The 16,002-nt window shown below is 67.0% G+C and carries 16 protein-coding genes; 10 read left to right on the top strand and 6 right to left on the bottom strand.

Features of this window, described 5'->3' with window-relative positions; genetic code table 11:
- Positions 1-8: 8 nt before the first annotated feature.
- Positions 9-1,724, bottom strand: a complete 1,716-nt coding sequence (locus AXYL_RS21435) for an N-acyl-D-amino-acid deacylase family protein (protein WP_013394955.1) — start codon at positions 1,722-1,724, stop codon at positions 9-11.
- A 27-nt stretch (positions 1,725-1,751) separates the two neighbouring features.
- Positions 1,752-2,762, bottom strand: a complete 1,011-nt coding sequence (locus AXYL_RS21430) for a Bug family tripartite tricarboxylate transporter substrate binding protein (RefSeq protein ID WP_013394954.1) — start codon at positions 2,760-2,762, stop codon at positions 1,752-1,754.
- A 162-nt stretch (positions 2,763-2,924) separates the two neighbouring features.
- On the opposite strand from AXYL_RS21430, the gene AXYL_RS21425 reads away from it, so the two are divergent.
- A complete protein-coding gene (locus AXYL_RS21425) occupies positions 2,925-3,881 on the top strand; it encodes a LysR family transcriptional regulator (protein WP_013394953.1) in 957 nt (318 codons plus the stop codon).
- A gap of 51 nt (positions 3,882-3,932) precedes the next feature.
- On the opposite strand, the gene AXYL_RS21420 is transcribed toward AXYL_RS21425, so the two are convergent.
- The gene (locus AXYL_RS21420; RefSeq protein ID WP_013394952.1) at positions 3,933-4,388 is read right to left on the bottom strand and encodes a DUF1801 domain-containing protein; all 456 of its coding nucleotides are present in this window, start codon (positions 4,386-4,388) and stop codon (positions 3,933-3,935) included.
- A 174-nt stretch (positions 4,389-4,562) separates the two neighbouring features.
- Here AXYL_RS21420 and AXYL_RS21415 point away from each other — a divergent pair, with 174 nt between their 5' ends.
- A complete protein-coding gene (locus tag AXYL_RS21415; RefSeq protein ID WP_013394951.1) occupies positions 4,563-5,147 on the top strand; it encodes an SAM-dependent methyltransferase in 585 nt (194 codons plus the stop codon).
- Between the two features lie 33 nt (positions 5,148-5,180).
- Here the strand turns inward: AXYL_RS21415 and AXYL_RS21410 are convergent, their stop codons facing one another.
- From AXYL_RS21410 to ppk2, 3 genes are all read right to left on the bottom strand, one after another.
- Positions 5,181-5,627, bottom strand: coding sequence for an SRPBCC family protein (locus AXYL_RS21410; protein ID WP_013394950.1), 447 nt, complete (start codon positions 5,625-5,627; stop codon positions 5,181-5,183).
- A 135-nt stretch (positions 5,628-5,762) separates the two neighbouring features.
- Positions 5,763-6,017, bottom strand: a complete 255-nt coding sequence (locus AXYL_RS21405; protein ID WP_013394949.1) for a hypothetical protein — start codon at positions 6,015-6,017, stop codon at positions 5,763-5,765.
- Positions 6,018-6,064: 47 nt separating this feature from the next.
- Positions 6,065-6,886 (bottom strand): polyphosphate kinase 2, encoded by an 822-nt coding sequence (ppk2, locus tag AXYL_RS21400; protein WP_013394948.1) that lies wholly within the window; start codon positions 6,884-6,886, stop codon positions 6,065-6,067.
- Between the two features lie 246 nt (positions 6,887-7,132).
- Here ppk2 and AXYL_RS21395 point away from each other — a divergent pair, with 246 nt between their 5' ends.
- From AXYL_RS21395 to AXYL_RS21360, 8 genes are all read left to right on the top strand, one after another.
- The gene (locus AXYL_RS21395; RefSeq protein ID WP_013394947.1) at positions 7,133-8,680 is read left to right on the top strand and encodes an efflux transporter outer membrane subunit; all 1,548 of its coding nucleotides are present in this window, start codon (positions 7,133-7,135) and stop codon (positions 8,678-8,680) included.
- Positions 8,673-9,782: an HlyD family secretion protein gene (locus AXYL_RS21390; protein WP_013394946.1), complete on the top strand. Its 1,110-nt coding sequence runs from the start codon at positions 8,673-8,675 to the stop codon at positions 9,780-9,782. The genes AXYL_RS21395 and AXYL_RS21390 overlap by 8 nt, the downstream gene beginning before the upstream one ends.
- Positions 9,772-10,836 (top strand): DUF2955 domain-containing protein, encoded by a 1,065-nt coding sequence (locus tag AXYL_RS21385; protein ID WP_013394945.1) that lies wholly within the window; start codon positions 9,772-9,774, stop codon positions 10,834-10,836. Before AXYL_RS21390 ends, AXYL_RS21385 begins: the two co-directional genes overlap by 11 nt.
- 14 nt (positions 10,837-10,850) lie before the next feature.
- On the top strand, positions 10,851-11,348 hold the full coding sequence (locus AXYL_RS21380) for a transporter suffix domain-containing protein (protein WP_013394944.1): 498 nt from the start codon (positions 10,851-10,853) through the stop codon (positions 11,346-11,348).
- 93 nt (positions 11,349-11,441) lie between these two features.
- Entirely contained in the window at positions 11,442-12,230 is a 789-nt protein-coding gene (locus AXYL_RS21375; protein WP_013394943.1) for a PhzF family phenazine biosynthesis protein, read from the top strand.
- Between the two features lie 146 nt (positions 12,231-12,376).
- A complete protein-coding gene (nadA, locus tag AXYL_RS21370; RefSeq protein WP_013394942.1) occupies positions 12,377-13,516 on the top strand; it encodes a quinolinate synthase NadA in 1,140 nt (379 codons plus the stop codon).
- Between the two features lie 20 nt (positions 13,517-13,536).
- Positions 13,537-15,093 (top strand): L-aspartate oxidase, encoded by a 1,557-nt coding sequence (gene nadB / locus AXYL_RS21365; protein ID WP_013394941.1) that lies wholly within the window; start codon positions 13,537-13,539, stop codon positions 15,091-15,093.
- Positions 15,094-15,202: 109 nt separating this feature from the next.
- The gene (locus AXYL_RS21360) at positions 15,203-16,000 is read left to right on the top strand and encodes an IclR family transcriptional regulator (RefSeq protein ID WP_041655857.1); all 798 of its coding nucleotides are present in this window, start codon (positions 15,203-15,205) and stop codon (positions 15,998-16,000) included.
- Positions 16,001-16,002 lie beyond the last annotated feature (2 nt).

Below are 16,002 nucleotides of genomic sequence, written 5' to 3'. Positions count from 1 at the left end.
CATGTGCTTCATGCCTGCTGGCTGCGCGCCCCGCGCAACAGCTTGCCCGGCAGCGCGCCCGTGGCCGCGCCGCCCTCGAAGATGGGCACGCCGTTGACCAGCGTGGCCACATAGCCGTCGGCGCGCTGGATCAGGCGGCGGCCGCCGCCCGGCAGGTCGAACACCATTTCCGGGCAATGCACGCGCACGGCAGCGGGATCTATGATGTTGACGTCGGCCTTGTAGCCGGGCTGCAGCAGACCGCGGTCCAGCAGTCCGTACACGCTGGCGGTATCGCGCGTCTGCCGCTTGACCACGTGTTCCAGCTCCAGCAGCGGGCCGCGGCGGCGGTCGCGGGTCCAGTGGCTGAGCATGAAGGTGGGCATGCTCACGTCGCAGATGTAGCCGCAATGCGCACCGCCGTCGGACAGGCTGTTGACGGTGTTGGGGTGCTGCATGAGCTGGTGCAGATGATCCAGGTTCTCGTACGAATAGTTGAAGGACGGGTAGTACAGGATGGCCTGGCCGTCGTTCTCCAGCATCAGGTCGTACACGATTTCCAGCGGTGCGCGGCCGTCGCGCTGCGCCATGGCGGCCACGCTTTCCTCGGGCAGCGGCTCGTAGTCGGGATTGCTGCCCAGGCGGTAGATCTTGTGGAAGCTGCTGAACAGCGTTTCGGCGCGGCGGTCCAAGAGGCCGCGCTGTTCATTCATGATGCGGCTGCGCGTGGCCGGGTCGCGCAGATGGGCCAGTTTCTCCGCCAGCGGCAGGGCATGCAGCGGCTGGTAGCTGGGATGCGCGATGAACGGGTGCAGCGTGCTCTGCCAGGAAAACAGTATGCCCAGCGGGCGTCCGCTGATGCCTGCCAGCAGCGGCACGCCTTCGCGGTGCGCGCGCTCCAGGCTGGCGGCGATCTGCTTCCAGACGTCGGGCGCGCCGTCGGTCTGCTGCAGGTTGAACAGCACGGGCAGGCGGTTGTGGCGCGCCAGCTGCTCCAGCCAGGGCATTTCGCCTTCCATGGCGGGATGGTTGGCGGTCATCTGGAATACGCCATGGCCGACTTCTCCCATGACCGAGCCCAGGGCGGTGATCTCTTCGCCGGTGGCGAAGGTGCCGGGCGGATACTTGCGCTCGTCGTACTTGTGCAGAAAGGTGCGTGAGGTGGAGAACCCGACCGCGCCCGCGGCCAGCGCTTCGCGCACGACTTCCCGCATGGCGATCAGGTCGGCGGGCGAGGCTTCGTCGTGGTGGATGGCGCGCTCGCCCATGACATAGGCGCGCACCGCGCTGTGCGGGATCTGCGCGCCCACGTCCAGCGCCTTGGGGCGGCGGTCCAGCGCATCCAGGTATTCGGGAAAGGTCTCCCAATCCCACTGGATGCCTTCGGACAGCACCGAGCCGGGGATGTCCTCCACGCCCTCCATGACCTTGATGAGCCACTCGCGCCGTTCCGGCTTGACGGGGGCGAAGCCCACGCCGCAATTGCCCATGATGGCGGTGGTGACACCATGCCAGGTGGAAGGGCTGAGGTACGGGTCCCAGGTGGCCTGGCCGTCGTAGTGGGTGTGGATGTCGACCCAGCCCGGCGCTACCAGGCAGCCGTCGGCGCGGATCTCGCGGCGCGCGGCGCCGGCCTTGCCTTCGGCCTGGACCACGCGTCCGTCTTCTATGGCCAGGTCCGCCTGGTAGCGGGGCTGGCCCGAGCCATCGACGATCGTGCCGCCGCGTATGACCAGATCATGCATTGCGCTCTCCTTTCGATACGCGCGGAGTTACTGGAGGACCAGGCCGATGCGCTTGATCACGGCGCCCCAGCGCACGCTGTCCTGCTGGACGATCTGCGCGAATTCCTTGGGGCCCGCGCCGCTGACTTCGTTGCCCTGCGACACGATGCTCTGAGTCACCTCGGGCGTGTCCAGCGCTTCGCGGAACACCTGGGCCACGCGCTCGGCCAATGCCGGTGGCATGTCGCCAGGGCCGAAGATGCCCTGCCAGCCGACGATGTCCAGCCCGGGTATGCCTTGCTCCTTCAGGGTGGGCAGGTCCGGCAGCACGCTCAGGCGGCGGTCGGTGGCCGGGCCCAGCAGCTTGACCTTGCCGGCGCGTGCGTTCTCCACGGCGGTGGCCGTGCCGTCGAAGTAGACCTGGACCTCGCCCGCCAGCAGCGCGCGGCTGGCGTCGGCGGTGCCCTTGTAGGGCACGTGCACGATGTCGATGCCGGTCTGCTGCTTCAGGATCTCGCCGTTCAGATGCGAGGTGGACCCGGGGCTGTAGGAAGCGAAGTTCAACTTGCCGGGATTGGCCCGGGCGTAGTCGATCATCTGCGCCGTGGTCGAGAACGGCGCGTCCTTGTTGGCGACCAGCACGGTGGCCGAGCGCACCACCTGGATGACCGGAGTGAAGTCCTTCACCGGATCGTAGGGCAGCTTCTTGTACAGATGCGGATTCTGCGTGTGGGTGACGACGATGGTGTAGAGCAGGGTGTAGCCGTCGGGGTTGGCGCGGGCCACTTCCTGCGCGCCTATCATGGTGCCGGCGCCAGGCTTGTTGTCGACGATGACCGGCGCGCCGGTGCGCTGCGTGACCTTCATTGCCAGCATGCGCGCCAGCGCGTCCGACCCGGATCCGGCCGGAAACGGCACCACCAGGCGGATGGGCTTGCCGCCGCCGGGCCAGGGCGGCGCCTGGGTGACGGGGGCGGCAGCCGCCGAAAGACAGGCCAGGGCGCCCAGCATCGCAGCCCCGCTGCTACCCAACAGCTTCAAAAACGACTTGCGGTTCATGTTGTCTCCTCCTGGGGGTAGGCAATGTCTTGCATTGCTCTGGAATGAGGTTCACCACAGGGCGGCCGGTGCTGCATTTTTTCCGTCGCGGCAAGTCGTTTGTAGTCTTGCGTTTGCGCGCAATCAAATGCATATTTAGCCCAATATTGATGAGAAAAATACATGAGCCTCACAATACGGTCGCTCCAGCACTACGCCGTGCTCGCCGAGGAAAAGCACTACTCCCGGGCGGCGCAGCGGCTGCATTTGACGCAGTCCGCGCTGACGCGCAGCATCCAGTCGCTGGAAGACTCGCTGGGGCTGGTGCTGGTGGACCGGGCGTCCACGGGCGTGACGCCGACGCAGGCTGGCCGCATGGTGCTGGAGCGCGCGCAGCGCATCCTGGGAGAAACCCGCGACCTGCGGCGCGAAGCCGAACTGATACGCGGCCACGACACGGGCCGCGTGAACCTGGGCGTGGGGGCGTTTCCGGCGGCCGGCTTCCTGTCGCCGCTGCTGGTGCGCATCGCACGCGAACATCCCGGCCTGAGCGTGCACGTCGAGATCGAAAGCTGGCAGCGCCTGCTGGACAAGCTGCAGCAGGACAAGCTGGATCTGGCCGTGGCGGTGACGCACAGCCTGCCGCCGCCCGGCGATTTCACAGTGCGGCCCTTGCCGCCGCAGCACGGCGGCCTGTTCACCCGCGCCGGCCATCCGCTGCAGGGCCTGGGCAAGCCGCGCCTGCGCGCCGCGCTGGCGCAGTACCGCCTGGCCGCCACCGACCTGCCGCTGCGGGCGCGCGAGTACCTGGCCCGGCTGTACCAGGTGGCGCGGCCGGAAGACCTGCCCATCGCCTTCGAATGCGACAGCGTCGCCACGCTGCGCGACGTGGCGCTGGGCAGCGACGTGGTGCTGTTCTGCACGCGCGAGGCCATCGCGGCCGAACTGGCGCAGGGCGTGCTGGAACCGCTGCCGCTGGCCTATCCCGCCGCCGGCCCGCTGACCTACAGCGTCATCCATCGCGCGCGCCGCACGCTTTCCCCAACCGCGGAGCGGGTCATAGAACTGGTGCAGGACCTGCTGTCGGACGCGGCAACGCCCCGCGCCGCGGCGGCGAAGAAGCGCCAGGTCCGGCGTTAGCGTCCTGCCCCGCGGCAATGGCCGTGGCGGACAGGGCCCTGGCCGCCGCTTTCACATCTGCTCGCCGGGGAGCGCGCTGGCCTGCTTCACCCAGGCCATGAACTGCGCTTCGTCCAGCTCGTCGTCCTCGCGGATGTCGAGATAGCGCGTGTCCTGGCTTTTGGACGGCCCAGGCGGCACGGGCTGCAGCTTTGCGCCGCGGAAGAACGCCACCTTCACGTACTTGGTAAAGCAGTGAACGCTCAGGAACCAGCCTTGGCCTTCCATGCCATACAGCGGCGAGTTCCACTTGACGGCTTTCTGCACGCCGGGCGCGGCGCGCTCGATCAGTGTGTCCAGGCGGCGCCCGAGGCCGCTCTTCCAGCCCGGCATGGCCGCGATGTACGCCTGCACCGGCGCGTCGCCGTAGCCCTTGGCGATCTGCGGATTGCCGCCGGACAACAGGACAGGCTGCGAGCTGGTTTTCTTGACGGCTTTCGTTGCTTTGGCAAGAGGCTTTTCTGCCATGCATGGTCTCCTTCGATGGGGGGGCGATAGACCCGCAATTGGGCGAAATCCGGCCGCGTGATCTGCTTGACCTCAAGTCGACTTGAAGTGCAAGACTGGCTGCTTTCTGGCGCGGACCGGACGGGAACCCTTCCTGGCGGCGGGCCATGACGAGCATTCAGGGAGTGCAAGCATATGTGGGACGAACGCTACGCCGTTGACGAGTACGTGTATGGGACCGAGCCGAACGCCTTTCTGGCTGAGCACGCGGGCCTGCTTTCCGGGCCGGTGCTCAGCGTGGCCGAAGGGGAGGGACGCAACGCCGTTTTCCTGGCCTCGCTGGGCCTGGACGTGCTTGGCGTGGACGGTTCCGCCGTCGGGCTGGCCAAGGCGCGCAGGCTGGCGGCCGCAAAGGGCGTGTCGATCCGCACCGAAACGGCGGACTTCGCCGGGTACGAGCCGCCGCCAGCATCCTTCGGCGCCGTCGTGTCGATCTTCGCCCACATGCCCAGCGGCTTGCGCAAGAGAGTGCACCGCCTGGCCGAACTTTCGCTCAAGCCGGGCGGCATCCTCCTGCTGGAGGCATACCGGAAGGCGCAGCTGGGCCGCGGCACGGGCGGCCCTCCGGACGCGGACATGCTCATGGCGCTCGCGGACCTGGAGCAGGACTTCCCGAATTGCCAGGTGCTGCTTGCGCGCGAGATCGAGCGCGATGTGGTCGAGGGCATATTCCACACGGGGCCGGCATGCGTGGTGCAGTTCATTGCAAGAAAGAAGTGAAGCCGGGCCAGCCGGTTCGCGGCACGCTGACGCTCACTCGGGAATCTCGGGTTCGACCAGTCGCATCAGTTGCGCCAGAGACTCCTGCCAGCCCAGGTAGCACATCTCCGGCGGGATCGCGGCGGGTATGCCCTCCTGCACGATGTTTACCTCCGTGCCGCAGGCGACCTCGCGTAGGGTGACGGTGGTCTGCATGCGGCCGGGCAGGTTTGGATCGTCGAACTGGTCGGAGTAGCGGATCTTCTGGCTTGGCACCAGTTCCAGGTACTCGCCGCCGAAGTTGTGGCTGTGGCCGGTGCCGAAGTTGCGGAACGACATCTTGTGCATGCCGCCGACCTTGGCGTCCAGTTGGTGGACCAGGCAGGTGTAGCCGTAAGGAGGAAGCCAGCGCGCGATCGCGTCGGGTTCCAGGAAGGCCCGATAGATGCGTTCGGCCGGCGCGCGCATGACGCGATGCAGGGTTACGGTTCCGGTAGTCATGGTAAGTCCGCCTTTGAAAAAAGTTGTGCGTACTGACACGACGTACGAGTTGACCGGAAATCGACACCCGCAATCCTGGGGGAAACCCTTAAAAAGCACATCTGGTCACGATCTGGATCGGCGCGATGCGGCCCTTTATTCAATGGGCTCTCGCATGACCAGCACCGCGATCGTGTGGTTCTTCCAGAACACCTGGTGTATGCGGGGCGCCAGCACGCGCAGGTCTTCGGGGCCGGTGCCGTCGAACGTCACCAGGACGGCCGGCCGCTCCCCCTCGCTCGGTACGCGCTGGATGCGGTCGAAGGACGGAAAACCGTACTTCATGAGAAAGCTCCGGATGTCTTCGTCGGAGGTGCTTTCTTCCACGTGGTTGATCAGCAGGGCAGCCAAGATCGTTCTCCTTGGGTGTTGACGGGCGGGAGAGGGCAGCGCGCCGCTCAGAATTTGGCGGGAACCATCCGCAAGGGATGCCCCGGATCGCGGTAGCCGCCGGCTTTCTGCCGCTTGGGCAGCTTCACCTTGGGCCGCGGCATGCGCTTGTACGGGATGTGGGCGAGCAGGTGGCTGATGATATTCAGGCGTACCTTTTTCTTGTCGTCCGATTGCGCGACGTACCAGGGCGACACGCTGGTGTCGGTGGCCGCGAACATGTCGTCGCGGGCGCGCGAATAATCGTACCAGCGGCTGTACGAATCGAGGTCCATCCTGGTCAGCTTCCAGATCTTGCGCTCATCCGTGATGCGGGCCTGCAGCCGGCGGGTCTGTTCTTCTTCGCTGACTTCCAGCCAGTACTTGAGCAGGATGATGCCCGAGCCGACGATGGCCCGTTCGACCAGCGGCACGCCTTTCAGGAAGATCTTGACGTCATCCTTGGTGCAGAAGCCCATGACCCGTTCGACGCCGGCCCGGTTGTACCAGCTGCGGTCGAAGATCACGACCTCGCCCGCCGCCGGCAGGTAGGGCAGGTAGCGCTGCATGTACATCTGGGTTTTTTCGCGATCCGAGGGGGCAGGCAGGGCGATCACCCGGAAGACGCGCGGACTGACGCGCTCGGTGATCGCCTTGATCGTTCCGCCTTTGCCGGCGCCGTCGCGTCCTTCGAAAATGATGCAGACCTTGGCGCCGGTCTGGCTGACCCATTCCTGGACCTTGACCAGTTCCACGTGCAGCCGGGCCAGTTCCTCGGCGTACTGCTTTCCCGAAAGCTTGGCTTGCGCCGGCGGCTTGTCCTCTGCTGCTGCCTTCTTCTGAGCGTTCATGATGGCACTCCAGAATATGCTGCGGGGAAACGGGCGGAACGTTGGAATTTTTTACTGTAGCGCCGACCGTCGCCCTTTGTACACAAGCAGGCGGCAGCAGTGCTTTTTGTCTAGTTCTTGCTTCGACATGCGCCTCTGGCGAGAAGCGGAAAAGGCCAATAGAATCAATTCGCACACCGCGCTCCGGCAAGGCCGGAGTTGCGTCGTGGACCATGGCGGTTAGGCTCTACACGGACCCGATACCCGATGTCGCCGCTGACCTGTTCGAATCGGCTGTTGCTGATCGGTACTTTGTGCCTGGGCGGCTGCATGCGTGTCGGGCCGGATTTCGAGCCCCCGCGCACCAGTTGGACCGCGGACTGGAACACGCCCGCGCTGCAGCAGGCCAGCCTCCAGCAGCTGCAGCCCGATGCCCGGCAGTGGTGGCAAGTCTTCGGCGATCCGGTCCTCGAATACCTGATTGCGCAGGCCGACGCGAACAACGCCGGCCTGCGCATCGCGGGTCTGCGGATCATGGAAGCCCGCGCGCAACTCGGCATCGCCCAGAGCGGCCGCTACCCGCAATCGCAGGTGGTCGGGGCCAACGCCCTGTATCAGCACCGGTCATCGCGCTCGGCCGAAGGAAATCCGCGTCCCAGCAGCTTCTGGCAATACAGCGCCGGCTTCGACATAGGCTGGGAATTGGATTTCTGGGGCCGGTTCAGCCGCGCCATCGAGTCGGCCGACGCCCTGTACTTCGAGGCCCAGGCCAATCGCGACGACGTGCTGGTGCTGCTGCACGCCCAGGTGGCCGAAAGCTACTACGCGCTGCGCACCGCCGAGGCGCGGCTGCGGATCGCCCGCGACAACGCCGGCATCCAGAAGCGCAGCTACGAGATCACGCAAAAACTGTTCCGCAGCGGCGAGACCGATGAGCTGGATTTGCAGCAGGCCAGGACGCAGTACCTGAGCACCCTGGGCACCATCCCCGAATTCGAAAGCCAGATCTTGCGGACCCGCAACGCCCTGGCGGTCCTGGTCGGCCGCCCGCCCGGCCCGATGCCGGAACTGGATGACAAGACGGCGGTCGTGCCGCTGATCGGCCGGGCGGTGTTGCAGGACGTGCCCGCCAACCTGCTGCTGCGCCGTCCCGACATCCGCGCCGCGGAACTGCGCATCGCCGCGCAGTCGGCGCAAGTGGGCGTGGCCGCGGCGGATCTCTATCCTTCGCTGACCCTGCTGGGCAGCATTGCCTGGTCCGCCACGTCGCTGGCCGGCACGGCGGGCGGCATGGCGCTGCTGGCAGGTCCCGCCCTCAGCTGGAACGTGTTCGACCATGGCCGCCTGCAGAACAATGTGCGCGTTCAAGACGCGCGGCTGCAGCAACTGATCGTGGCCTACCAGGATGACGTCCGGCAGGCGGCGCGCGAGGCCGACGACGCGGCCAGCGGCCTGATCAAGGCCCTGGAGCGCGACGGCATCCTGCAGCAGTCGGCGCAGGCCGCGGGGCGCTCGCTCACCCTGGCCAACGCGCTCTATCGCGAGGGCTATACCGATTTCCAGCGGGTGCTGGACGCGCAGCAGGCGCTGGCGGTCCAGCAGGACGCCTATGTCGTGAACCGGGGCGGCGCGGTAAGCGACCTCATCGCCCTGTACAAGGCGATGGGCGGGGGCTGGTACAGCGCGGAGCCGGTGCTCGACCCGGCGACCCGCGAACAGATGCGGCAGCGCACCGATTGGGGCGATCTGCTGTCCGAACCGGCGCCTGCCCCGGCCGCCGCCGTGTCCGCGCAAAAGGTGCGACCCGATGAGTGACTCGCCATCCAAGCCAGCCGCCGCGGCCGCGCCGGACCCAGCGAAAAAGGGCGTTCGATGGGCAGTCCTGTTCATCGTCCTGAGCCTGGCCTGGTATCTGCTGGCCGACCGCTACACCCCATACACCCAGCAGGCGCGGGTGCAGGCTTTTGTCGTGCCAGTGGCGTCGGAGGTTTCGGGGCGCGTGACCCGGGTGCACGTGCGCAACAACCAGGACGTCGACGCCGGCGCGGTGCTGTTCGACGTCGACCCCGAGCACTACCGCATCGCCGTCGACCGAGCCCGCGCCGACCTGGAATCCACGCGCAGGCAGATCGGCGCCAGCACCGCGGGCATCGATTCGGCACAGGCCTCCTTGCGCGCCGCGCAGGCCAACGAACTGAAGGCGCGCCAGGACAGCACCCGGCTCGAACGCCTGTATCGCGAGGATCAGGGCACCGTTTCGCTGCGGCGGCTGGAAATCGCGCGGGCGAATTTGGCGCAAGCCATCAGCCAGGTCGCCGCGGCGCGGGCCGAAGTGCAGCGCGCGCGCGAACAGGAAGGCGGCAGCGAGGAAGACAACGCCAAGCTGCGCAGCGCCGCGGCCGCGCTGGAAAAGGCCGAGCTGGATTTGGCCAATACGCAGGTGCGGGCGCGTTCGGCGGGACTGATCACCGACCTGCGCACCGATGCCGGACAGTTCGCCGCCGCCGGCAACCCGGTCATGACGCTGATCGCCATCCATGACGTCTGGATCAGCGCGGAAATGACGGAGAACAACCTGGGCCATGTGGAGCCCGGCACGCCGGTGGCGATCATCCTGGACGCATTGCCCGGACAGATCTTCAAGGGCCGCGTGCGCAGCGTCGGCTATGGCGTCAACGTGGGGCCGGGCACGCCGCCGGGCTCCCTGCCCACGGTGCAGAACAGCCGCGACTGGCTGCGGCCGGCACAGCGCTTTCCCGTTATCGTGGAATTCGATCCAGGCGATCTGCCGGCCCTGAGTGGCGTGCGCGTGGGCGGGCAAGCCGAGGTCATGGCCTTTCCCAGTTCCGGCAATCCGCTCAACCTGCTGGGCCGCGCGTACATGCGGCTGATGAGCTGGCTCTCCTATGCGTACTGATCCCGATCCCCGCGGCCGGCGCGCACTGCGTGTGGGCGTGGGCACCGCTTTCTGCACGGCCGTCAGCTTCGGCCTGGACCTGCCCATTCCCATGGTCGCGCCGGTGCTGGGCGTGTTGTTGCTGGCTTCGATGAACCGGCCCCTGTCGTTCAAGAGCGGGCTGGGCCTGATGCTGATGGCGCTGCTCACGACCGCGATCGGCCTGCTGCTGAGCCCCTTGCTGCGCTACTACCCCTTGAGCGGGGTGCTGCTCATCGCCTTGTGCCTCTATTACGCCTTCCTCTATGGGTTGCGCGGCGGCAACAACCTGCTGTCGACTTTCCTCATCATCGGCCTGACCATGATTTCCGCCGCCGGCACGGTCGACTTCGCGCTGGCCGCCCTGGTGATCGAGGCGCTCGGCAAAGGCCTGCTGGTCGCCGTTCTGGCGTTGGGCGGCTGCCACCTGCTGTTCCCCGAGCCGTCGGCCGCGCCCGCGCCGCCAGCGGCTCCGATCCTGCCGCCGGACGAGGCCAGCCGCAAGGCCCTGCGCGCTTCGCTCGTGGTGATGCCGGCTTTCCTGCTGGCCTTGACCGACCCGCTGGGCTACATGCCCATCATCCTGAAGTCGGTCAGCCTGGGGCGGCAAAGCTGCGTCACGGCGGCGCAGGGCGCGGCGCGCGAACTGCTGGGCTCGACCCTGCTCGGCGGCGCGTTGGCCGTCGCTTTCTGGTGCGCGCTGAGCCTGTTCGTGAACCTGTGGATGTTCTTTCTCTGGATGCTGCTGTTCGGCCTCGTGGCCGCGCGCAAGCTCTATCGGCTGAGTCCGACCCCGCATCCGCCCAGCTTCTGGCTGAACACGCTGGTGACGCTGATCATCCTGCTGGGCCAATCGGTGCAGGACAGCGCCGCGGGCAAGGACGTCTACACCGCGTTCGCGGTGCGCATGGGCCTGTTCATCGGCGTCACGCTCTACGCCTGCCTGATGCTGCGCCTGCTCGAACCCCGGGCCCGTACGCCAGGCAGTCAGCCACCTGTACAGAATCCTTCAACCGCAGTCCCTCAAGACGTTTGAACCAGGAGGCAGCCATGTCATTGCCAGACGAACCAGCCCAACCCGCGCCCGCGGCGGGATGGCGCTTCAAATGCGGGATAGGACTGTTCATCATCGCCTTCGCTCTGTGGTTTCTGATCCCGGTGGCGGGTTACATGGACGTGCCGGGTTCGCGCATCGCGGCGCTCACCGGCACCGTGTTCATCGCCAACAAGGTGCTGCTGCTGAGCTGTATTGCCGTCATGGGCAAGGAAGGTTTTCAGCGGCTGAAGTCCATCGTGTTCGGCCACGCCAAGAAACTCGCTCCCGTGCAGAAGGTCGGCCGCGTGCGCCATGCCATCGGCCTGGTCATGTTCTTCCTGCCCATCCTGACCTCGGTGCTGGAACCCTACATCGACGAAATGTGGCCGGGCTTGCGGCCCAATCTGTGGCAGGCGCAACTGGCCGGAGACCTCATGCTGATCGCCAGCTTCTTCGTGCTGGGAGGGGATTTCTGGAGCAAGCTGCGGGCCTTGTTCGTGCGCACGGTGTAGCGGCCGCGGCTTGAGCATGTGCGCCGGCATTTTCATAGGAAAATGCCGGCTTGCGTTCCAACGCGCAATCTCAGCCATCAACCAGGACCCGCCATGCCGCAACTCGATATCTATCAGGTAGACGCTTTCACCGCCGCTCCCTTCGGCGGCAACCCCGCCGCGGTGGTGCCGCTGCAGGCGTGGCTGCCGGACGCAACGCTGCAGCGCATCGCCGAAGAAAACAATCTGTCGGAAACCGCCTACTTCGTGCGCAAGGGCGATGTCTACGAGCTGCGCTGGTTCACCCCCGCGGTGGAGGTGGACTTGTGCGGCCATGCCACGCTGGCGTCGGCCTGGGTGCTGTTCGAGCAACTGGGCGCAACCGAGGATGTGCTGCGCTTCGCCACGCGCAGCGGCGAATTGCAGGTGCGCCGCGCCGGCGACCGGCTGGCGATGGATTTCCCGGCCAAGCGGCCCGAATCGCAGGAAATTCCAGCGGGCTTGCTGCAGGCCCTCGGACTGCCGGGCGCGCAGGCGTTCTGCAAGACGGACGACTATCTGGTGGTGATAGATGATGAAGCGCTGATCGATGCCTTGAAGCCGGACTTCGCGGCGCTGGCGGCCTTCGACACGCGCGGCGTGGCGGTGACGGCGCCGTCGGCGCAATTCGATTTCGTGACGCGCTGGTTCGGGCCGCGCGTGGGCGTGAACGAGGATCCGGTGACCGGATCGGCGCATACCTCGCTGGCGCCGTACTGGGCCCAGCGCCTGGGCAAGCGCAGCCTGAGTGCGCAGCAGGGCGGGGCGCGCAAGGGCCAACTGCAATGCGAGGTGCTGGACAACGGCCGCGTGATCATCAGCGGCCAGGCGGCGCTGTATATGCGCGGCTCGATCTTTATCTGAGCGGGGCCGGGCCGCTGCCAGGGCGCGCAGCGGCGCTGAAAAAAGAGATTGACACTATTTATGCTCAACACTAGCATAAACAGTGCTCTTTTTTTGATCATTAAATGCTCAGATTGAGCATAAAAATTCCGCGAGGAGACGCATCCATGGATACCCCCAACCGCCGGTACGTCGAATTCGATCTGCCCGCCACGCCCAGCTGCCCCAGCGCCGTCGGCCAAGCCTGGGCGCGCGTGCCCGAACCCTTGCCTGTCGCCGCGCGCGCAGCCTGCGCGGCGCGCATACGCGAACTGCTGGCGCGCGAACGCGCCGTGCTCGTCGCCCACTATTACGTCGATGCGGAACTGCAGGAACTGGCCGAACAGACCGGCGGCTGCGTCGGCGATTCGTTGGAGATGGCGCGCTTCGGGCGCGATCACGAGGCCCGCACGCTGGTGGTGGCTGGCGTGCGCTTCATGGGCGAGACGGCCAAGATCCTGAGCCCGGACAAGCGCATCCTGATGCCGGACCTGGACGCCACGTGTTCGCTGGATCTGGGCTGTCCCGCCGCCGATTTCGCGGCCTGGTGCGATGCCCATCCGGACCGGACGGTGGTGGTCTACGCCAACACCAGCGCCGAAGTGAAGGCGCGCGCGGACTGGGTCGTCACCTCGTCCATCGCGCTGGACGTGATCGCGGACCTGCATGCGCGCGGCGAGAAAATCCTGTGGGCGCCGGACCGGCATCTGGGCGACTATGTGCAGCGCCAGACCGGCGCCGACATGCTGCTGTGGCAGGGGTCGTGCCTGGTGCACGACGAGTTCAAGGGCGTCGAACTGGAGCTGCTGCGCGCCGAACATCCGCAGGCCAAGGTGCTGGCGCATCTGGAGTCGCCCGCGGCGGTGCTGGCGCAGGCGGACGTGGTGGGCTCGACCACCCAGCTGATCGAGGCCGCGCGCAAGTTCGACACCGGCCTGCTGATCGTGGCGACCGACCAGGGCATCCTGCACAAGATGCGGGCGCAGGCGCCCGGCAAGATCTTCCTGGCCGCGCCCACGGCGGGCGACAGCGCCAGCTGCAAGAGCTGCGCGCAATGTCCCTGGATGGCCATGAATGCCTTGACCAATCTGGCCGAGACGCTGGAGCACGGCCGCAACGAAATCAGGTTGGATCCGGCGCTGGGCCTGCGCGCCAAGGCGCCGATCGACCGCATGCTGGACTTCGCGGAACGGCGCAAGCGCCGGGTGCAGGCCAGCGGCGACCTGGCGCAAGACACGCCGCTGTACGCCAGAATCGGGCCGGCATAAGGACTACGGGAGGTCCGCTCATGGAATTCGACGTCATCATCATCGGCAGCGGGCTGGCCGGCATGGCCGCCGCGCTGGAACTGGCTCCGCGGCGGCGGGTCGCGCTGATATCCAAGGGTGAATTGCGCGATAGCGCCAGCAACCGGGCCCAGGGCGGCATCGCCGCGCCGCTGGCGGCGGACGACAGCGTGGAGGCGCACGTGCGCGACACCCTGATCGCGGGCGCCGGCCTGTGCGATCTGCCCGCCACGCAGGGCATCATTGCCCGCGCATGCGGCGCGATCGCGTGGCTGCAACAGCAGGGCGTGGCGTTCACAGCGGAGCTGGATGGACTGCACCTGACGCGCGAGGGGGGGCACGGCCTGCGCCGCATCGCGCACGCGGCGGACGCGACCGGCAGCGCCATCATCGCAGCGCTGGAAGAGCGTGCGCGGCGGCATCCGCGCATCACGCTGCTGGAGGCGCATTGCGCAGTGGACCTGATCCTGGACGACGCCGCGGGCGCCGCGGAAGCGCGCTGCGTGGGCGTGCGACTGCTGGACCTGCGCAGCGGACGGATTTTCGACGCCGCCGCCGGCCATGTGGTGCTGGCCAGCGGCGGTGCAGGGCAGGCGTACCAGACGACGACCGCGCCGGCCGCGGCCACCGGCGACGGCATCGCCATGGCCTGGCGCGCGGGCTGCCGCGTCGCCAACATGGAATTCACGCAGTTCCATCCCACCGGCCTGCACCACCCGCAGGCGGGCGGCTTCCTGATTTCCGAGGCCGTGCGCGGCGAGGGCGGCGTGCTGCGCCTGCCGGATGGCGCCCGCTTCATGCCGGCGCACGACCCGCGTGCCGAACTGGCGCCGCGCGACATCGTCGCCCGCGCCATCCAGAGCGAGATCGAACGCCATGGGTTGGAATGCGTGCACCTCGATATCAGCCACCAGCCGCCGGCGTTTCTGCGGGAGCACTTTCCCACCATCCATGCGCGGTGCCTGGCGCTGGGCCTGGACATCACGAAAGATCCCATTCCAGTGGCGCCCTCCGCGCATTACACCTGCGGCGGCATCGTCGCGGACATGGCGGGGCGCAGCGATCTGCCTGGCCTGTATGCGGTAGGCGAGGCGGCCTGCACCGGACTGCATGGCGCCAACCGCCTGGCCAGCAACTCGCTGCTGGAGTGCGTGGTCATGGGCAGGGCTGCCGCGCAGGACATCCTGGGGCAGGCCCTCTTGCCAGCGGCAAGCCGCTTGCAGGCCGCCGACCGAAGGACCAGTCCGGCGTCCGCGGACCTGGCGACGCTGCGGCGGGACCTGCGCCAGCTGATGAGCCGGGACGTGGGCGTGCTGCGCAGCGACGCGTCGCTCACGCGCGCGGCCGTCTTCATTGGACCGCTGCGCGTGGAGATGGAGGCGCGGCTGTTGCGTGAGGGAGTGAGCCTGGAATTGCTGGAGCTGCGCAACCTGGCCCTGGTTGCGGATCTGATCGTGCGTGCGGCCAGCGCGCGCGATGAAAGCCGGGGCGCGCATTTCAACAGGGACAGGCCGATCCGCGCCGAAACACAGGCGCTTGCGCCATACGCAATACCGTAGAATACCGTCGGCGGGACTCAGGCATCATCGGATCAAGAGTCTTGGGCGAACTGGATGCGCGGCACGCAATGCACGCGGCGGTATGGTGAAACAGGTGAAGCAAGCAGAGATGTCCTCCAAGACGGCCAAGACCAAGGAAAAGGACAAGGCCGCGCGCCCCGAACCGGCCGCCAGCCAGACGTTGCTGCGCGGCCTGGACATCATCGAATCGGTGGCCGCGGGGGTCAGCGATCTGGGAGATATCGCGCAGCACACCGGCATGACCTACAGCACGGTGCATCGCATGGTTCTGGCGCTGGCGCGGCGCAATTATCTGAAGCGCGATCCGCAGCGCGGCTACATGCTGGGCAGGAAATTGCTGGAGCTGGGCTTCCACGCCTATTCGGAAGTGGAGTTGACGCAGATTGCGCGCCCCATCCTGCAAGGCCTCGCGGACCAGACATCCGATACCGTGCACCTGGCGACCATGGATCATGGGCTGGTCATCTATCTGGACAAGATCGCCAGCCGCCGTGCGATCGAAATCAGTTCGCGCATCGGCGGCAGCAAGCCGCTGATCTCCACCGGGGTAGGCAAGGCTTTGCTGCTCGACGCCGGCGAGCAGGAGTGGGAAGCCATCTACGAGAATCAGCGCCATCTGCTGCGCCTGCCTGTATCGAAAGCCGCATGGCTGAAGCTGATGCGCAACTACGCGCAGGCCGGCTACGCCTATGACACGGGCGAGGACGAACCGTCCATCCGCTGCGTGGCGGCGCCCATCCGCGACGGTCGCCGCAAGACGGTCGCGGCCGTCAGCGTCTCCAGCACCCTGGAATACATGGATGAAAAGCGCATGGCCGCGCTGGTGCCGGTGGTATGCGAAGCGGCGCGCAGGATCAGCGCGGAACTTGGCAGCAGCCAGGGCTGAGC

Origin of the sequence: Achromobacter xylosoxidans A8 (assembly GCF_000165835.1) — a bacterium.
Classification (GTDB): Bacteria; Pseudomonadota; Gammaproteobacteria; order Burkholderiales; family Burkholderiaceae_B; genus Achromobacter; species Achromobacter xylosoxidans_B.
This window is presented reverse-complemented; position numbering and strand designations above follow the sequence as displayed.

Bases quoted from the DNA above. Each gene is read 5' to 3' on its own strand.
- AXYL_RS21390 (WP_013394946.1), top strand. From the start codon at position 8,673: ATGAGTGACTCGCCATCCAAGCCAGCCGCCGCGGCCGCGCCGGACCCA.
- AXYL_RS21420 (WP_013394952.1), bottom strand. From the start codon at position 4,388: ATGGCAGAAAAGCCTCTTGCCAAAGCAACGAAAGCCGTCAAGAAAACC.
- AXYL_RS21395 (WP_013394947.1), top strand. From the start codon at position 7,133: ATGTCGCCGCTGACCTGTTCGAATCGGCTGTTGCTGATCGGTACTTTG.
- AXYL_RS21415 (WP_013394951.1), top strand. From the start codon at position 4,563: ATGTGGGACGAACGCTACGCCGTTGACGAGTACGTGTATGGGACCGAG.
- AXYL_RS21385 (WP_013394945.1), top strand. From the start codon at position 9,772: ATGCGTACTGATCCCGATCCCCGCGGCCGGCGCGCACTGCGTGTGGGC.
- AXYL_RS21425 (WP_013394953.1), top strand. From the start codon at position 2,925: ATGAGCCTCACAATACGGTCGCTCCAGCACTACGCCGTGCTCGCCGAG.
- ppk2 (WP_013394948.1), bottom strand. From the start codon at position 6,886: ATGAACGCTCAGAAGAAGGCAGCAGCAGAGGACAAGCCGCCGGCGCAA.
- AXYL_RS21375 (WP_013394943.1), top strand. From the start codon at position 11,442: ATGCCGCAACTCGATATCTATCAGGTAGACGCTTTCACCGCCGCTCCC.
- AXYL_RS21360 (WP_041655857.1), top strand. From the start codon at position 15,203: ATGTCCTCCAAGACGGCCAAGACCAAGGAAAAGGACAAGGCCGCGCGC.
- nadA (WP_013394942.1), top strand. From the start codon at position 12,377: ATGGATACCCCCAACCGCCGGTACGTCGAATTCGATCTGCCCGCCACG.
- nadB (WP_013394941.1), top strand. From the start codon at position 13,537: ATGGAATTCGACGTCATCATCATCGGCAGCGGGCTGGCCGGCATGGCC.
- AXYL_RS21435 (WP_013394955.1), bottom strand. From the start codon at position 1,724: ATGCATGATCTGGTCATACGCGGCGGCACGATCGTCGATGGCTCGGGC.
- AXYL_RS21430 (WP_013394954.1), bottom strand. From the start codon at position 2,762: ATGAACCGCAAGTCGTTTTTGAAGCTGTTGGGTAGCAGCGGGGCTGCG.
- AXYL_RS21380 (WP_013394944.1), top strand. From the start codon at position 10,851: ATGTCATTGCCAGACGAACCAGCCCAACCCGCGCCCGCGGCGGGATGG.
- AXYL_RS21410 (WP_013394950.1), bottom strand. From the start codon at position 5,627: ATGACTACCGGAACCGTAACCCTGCATCGCGTCATGCGCGCGCCGGCC.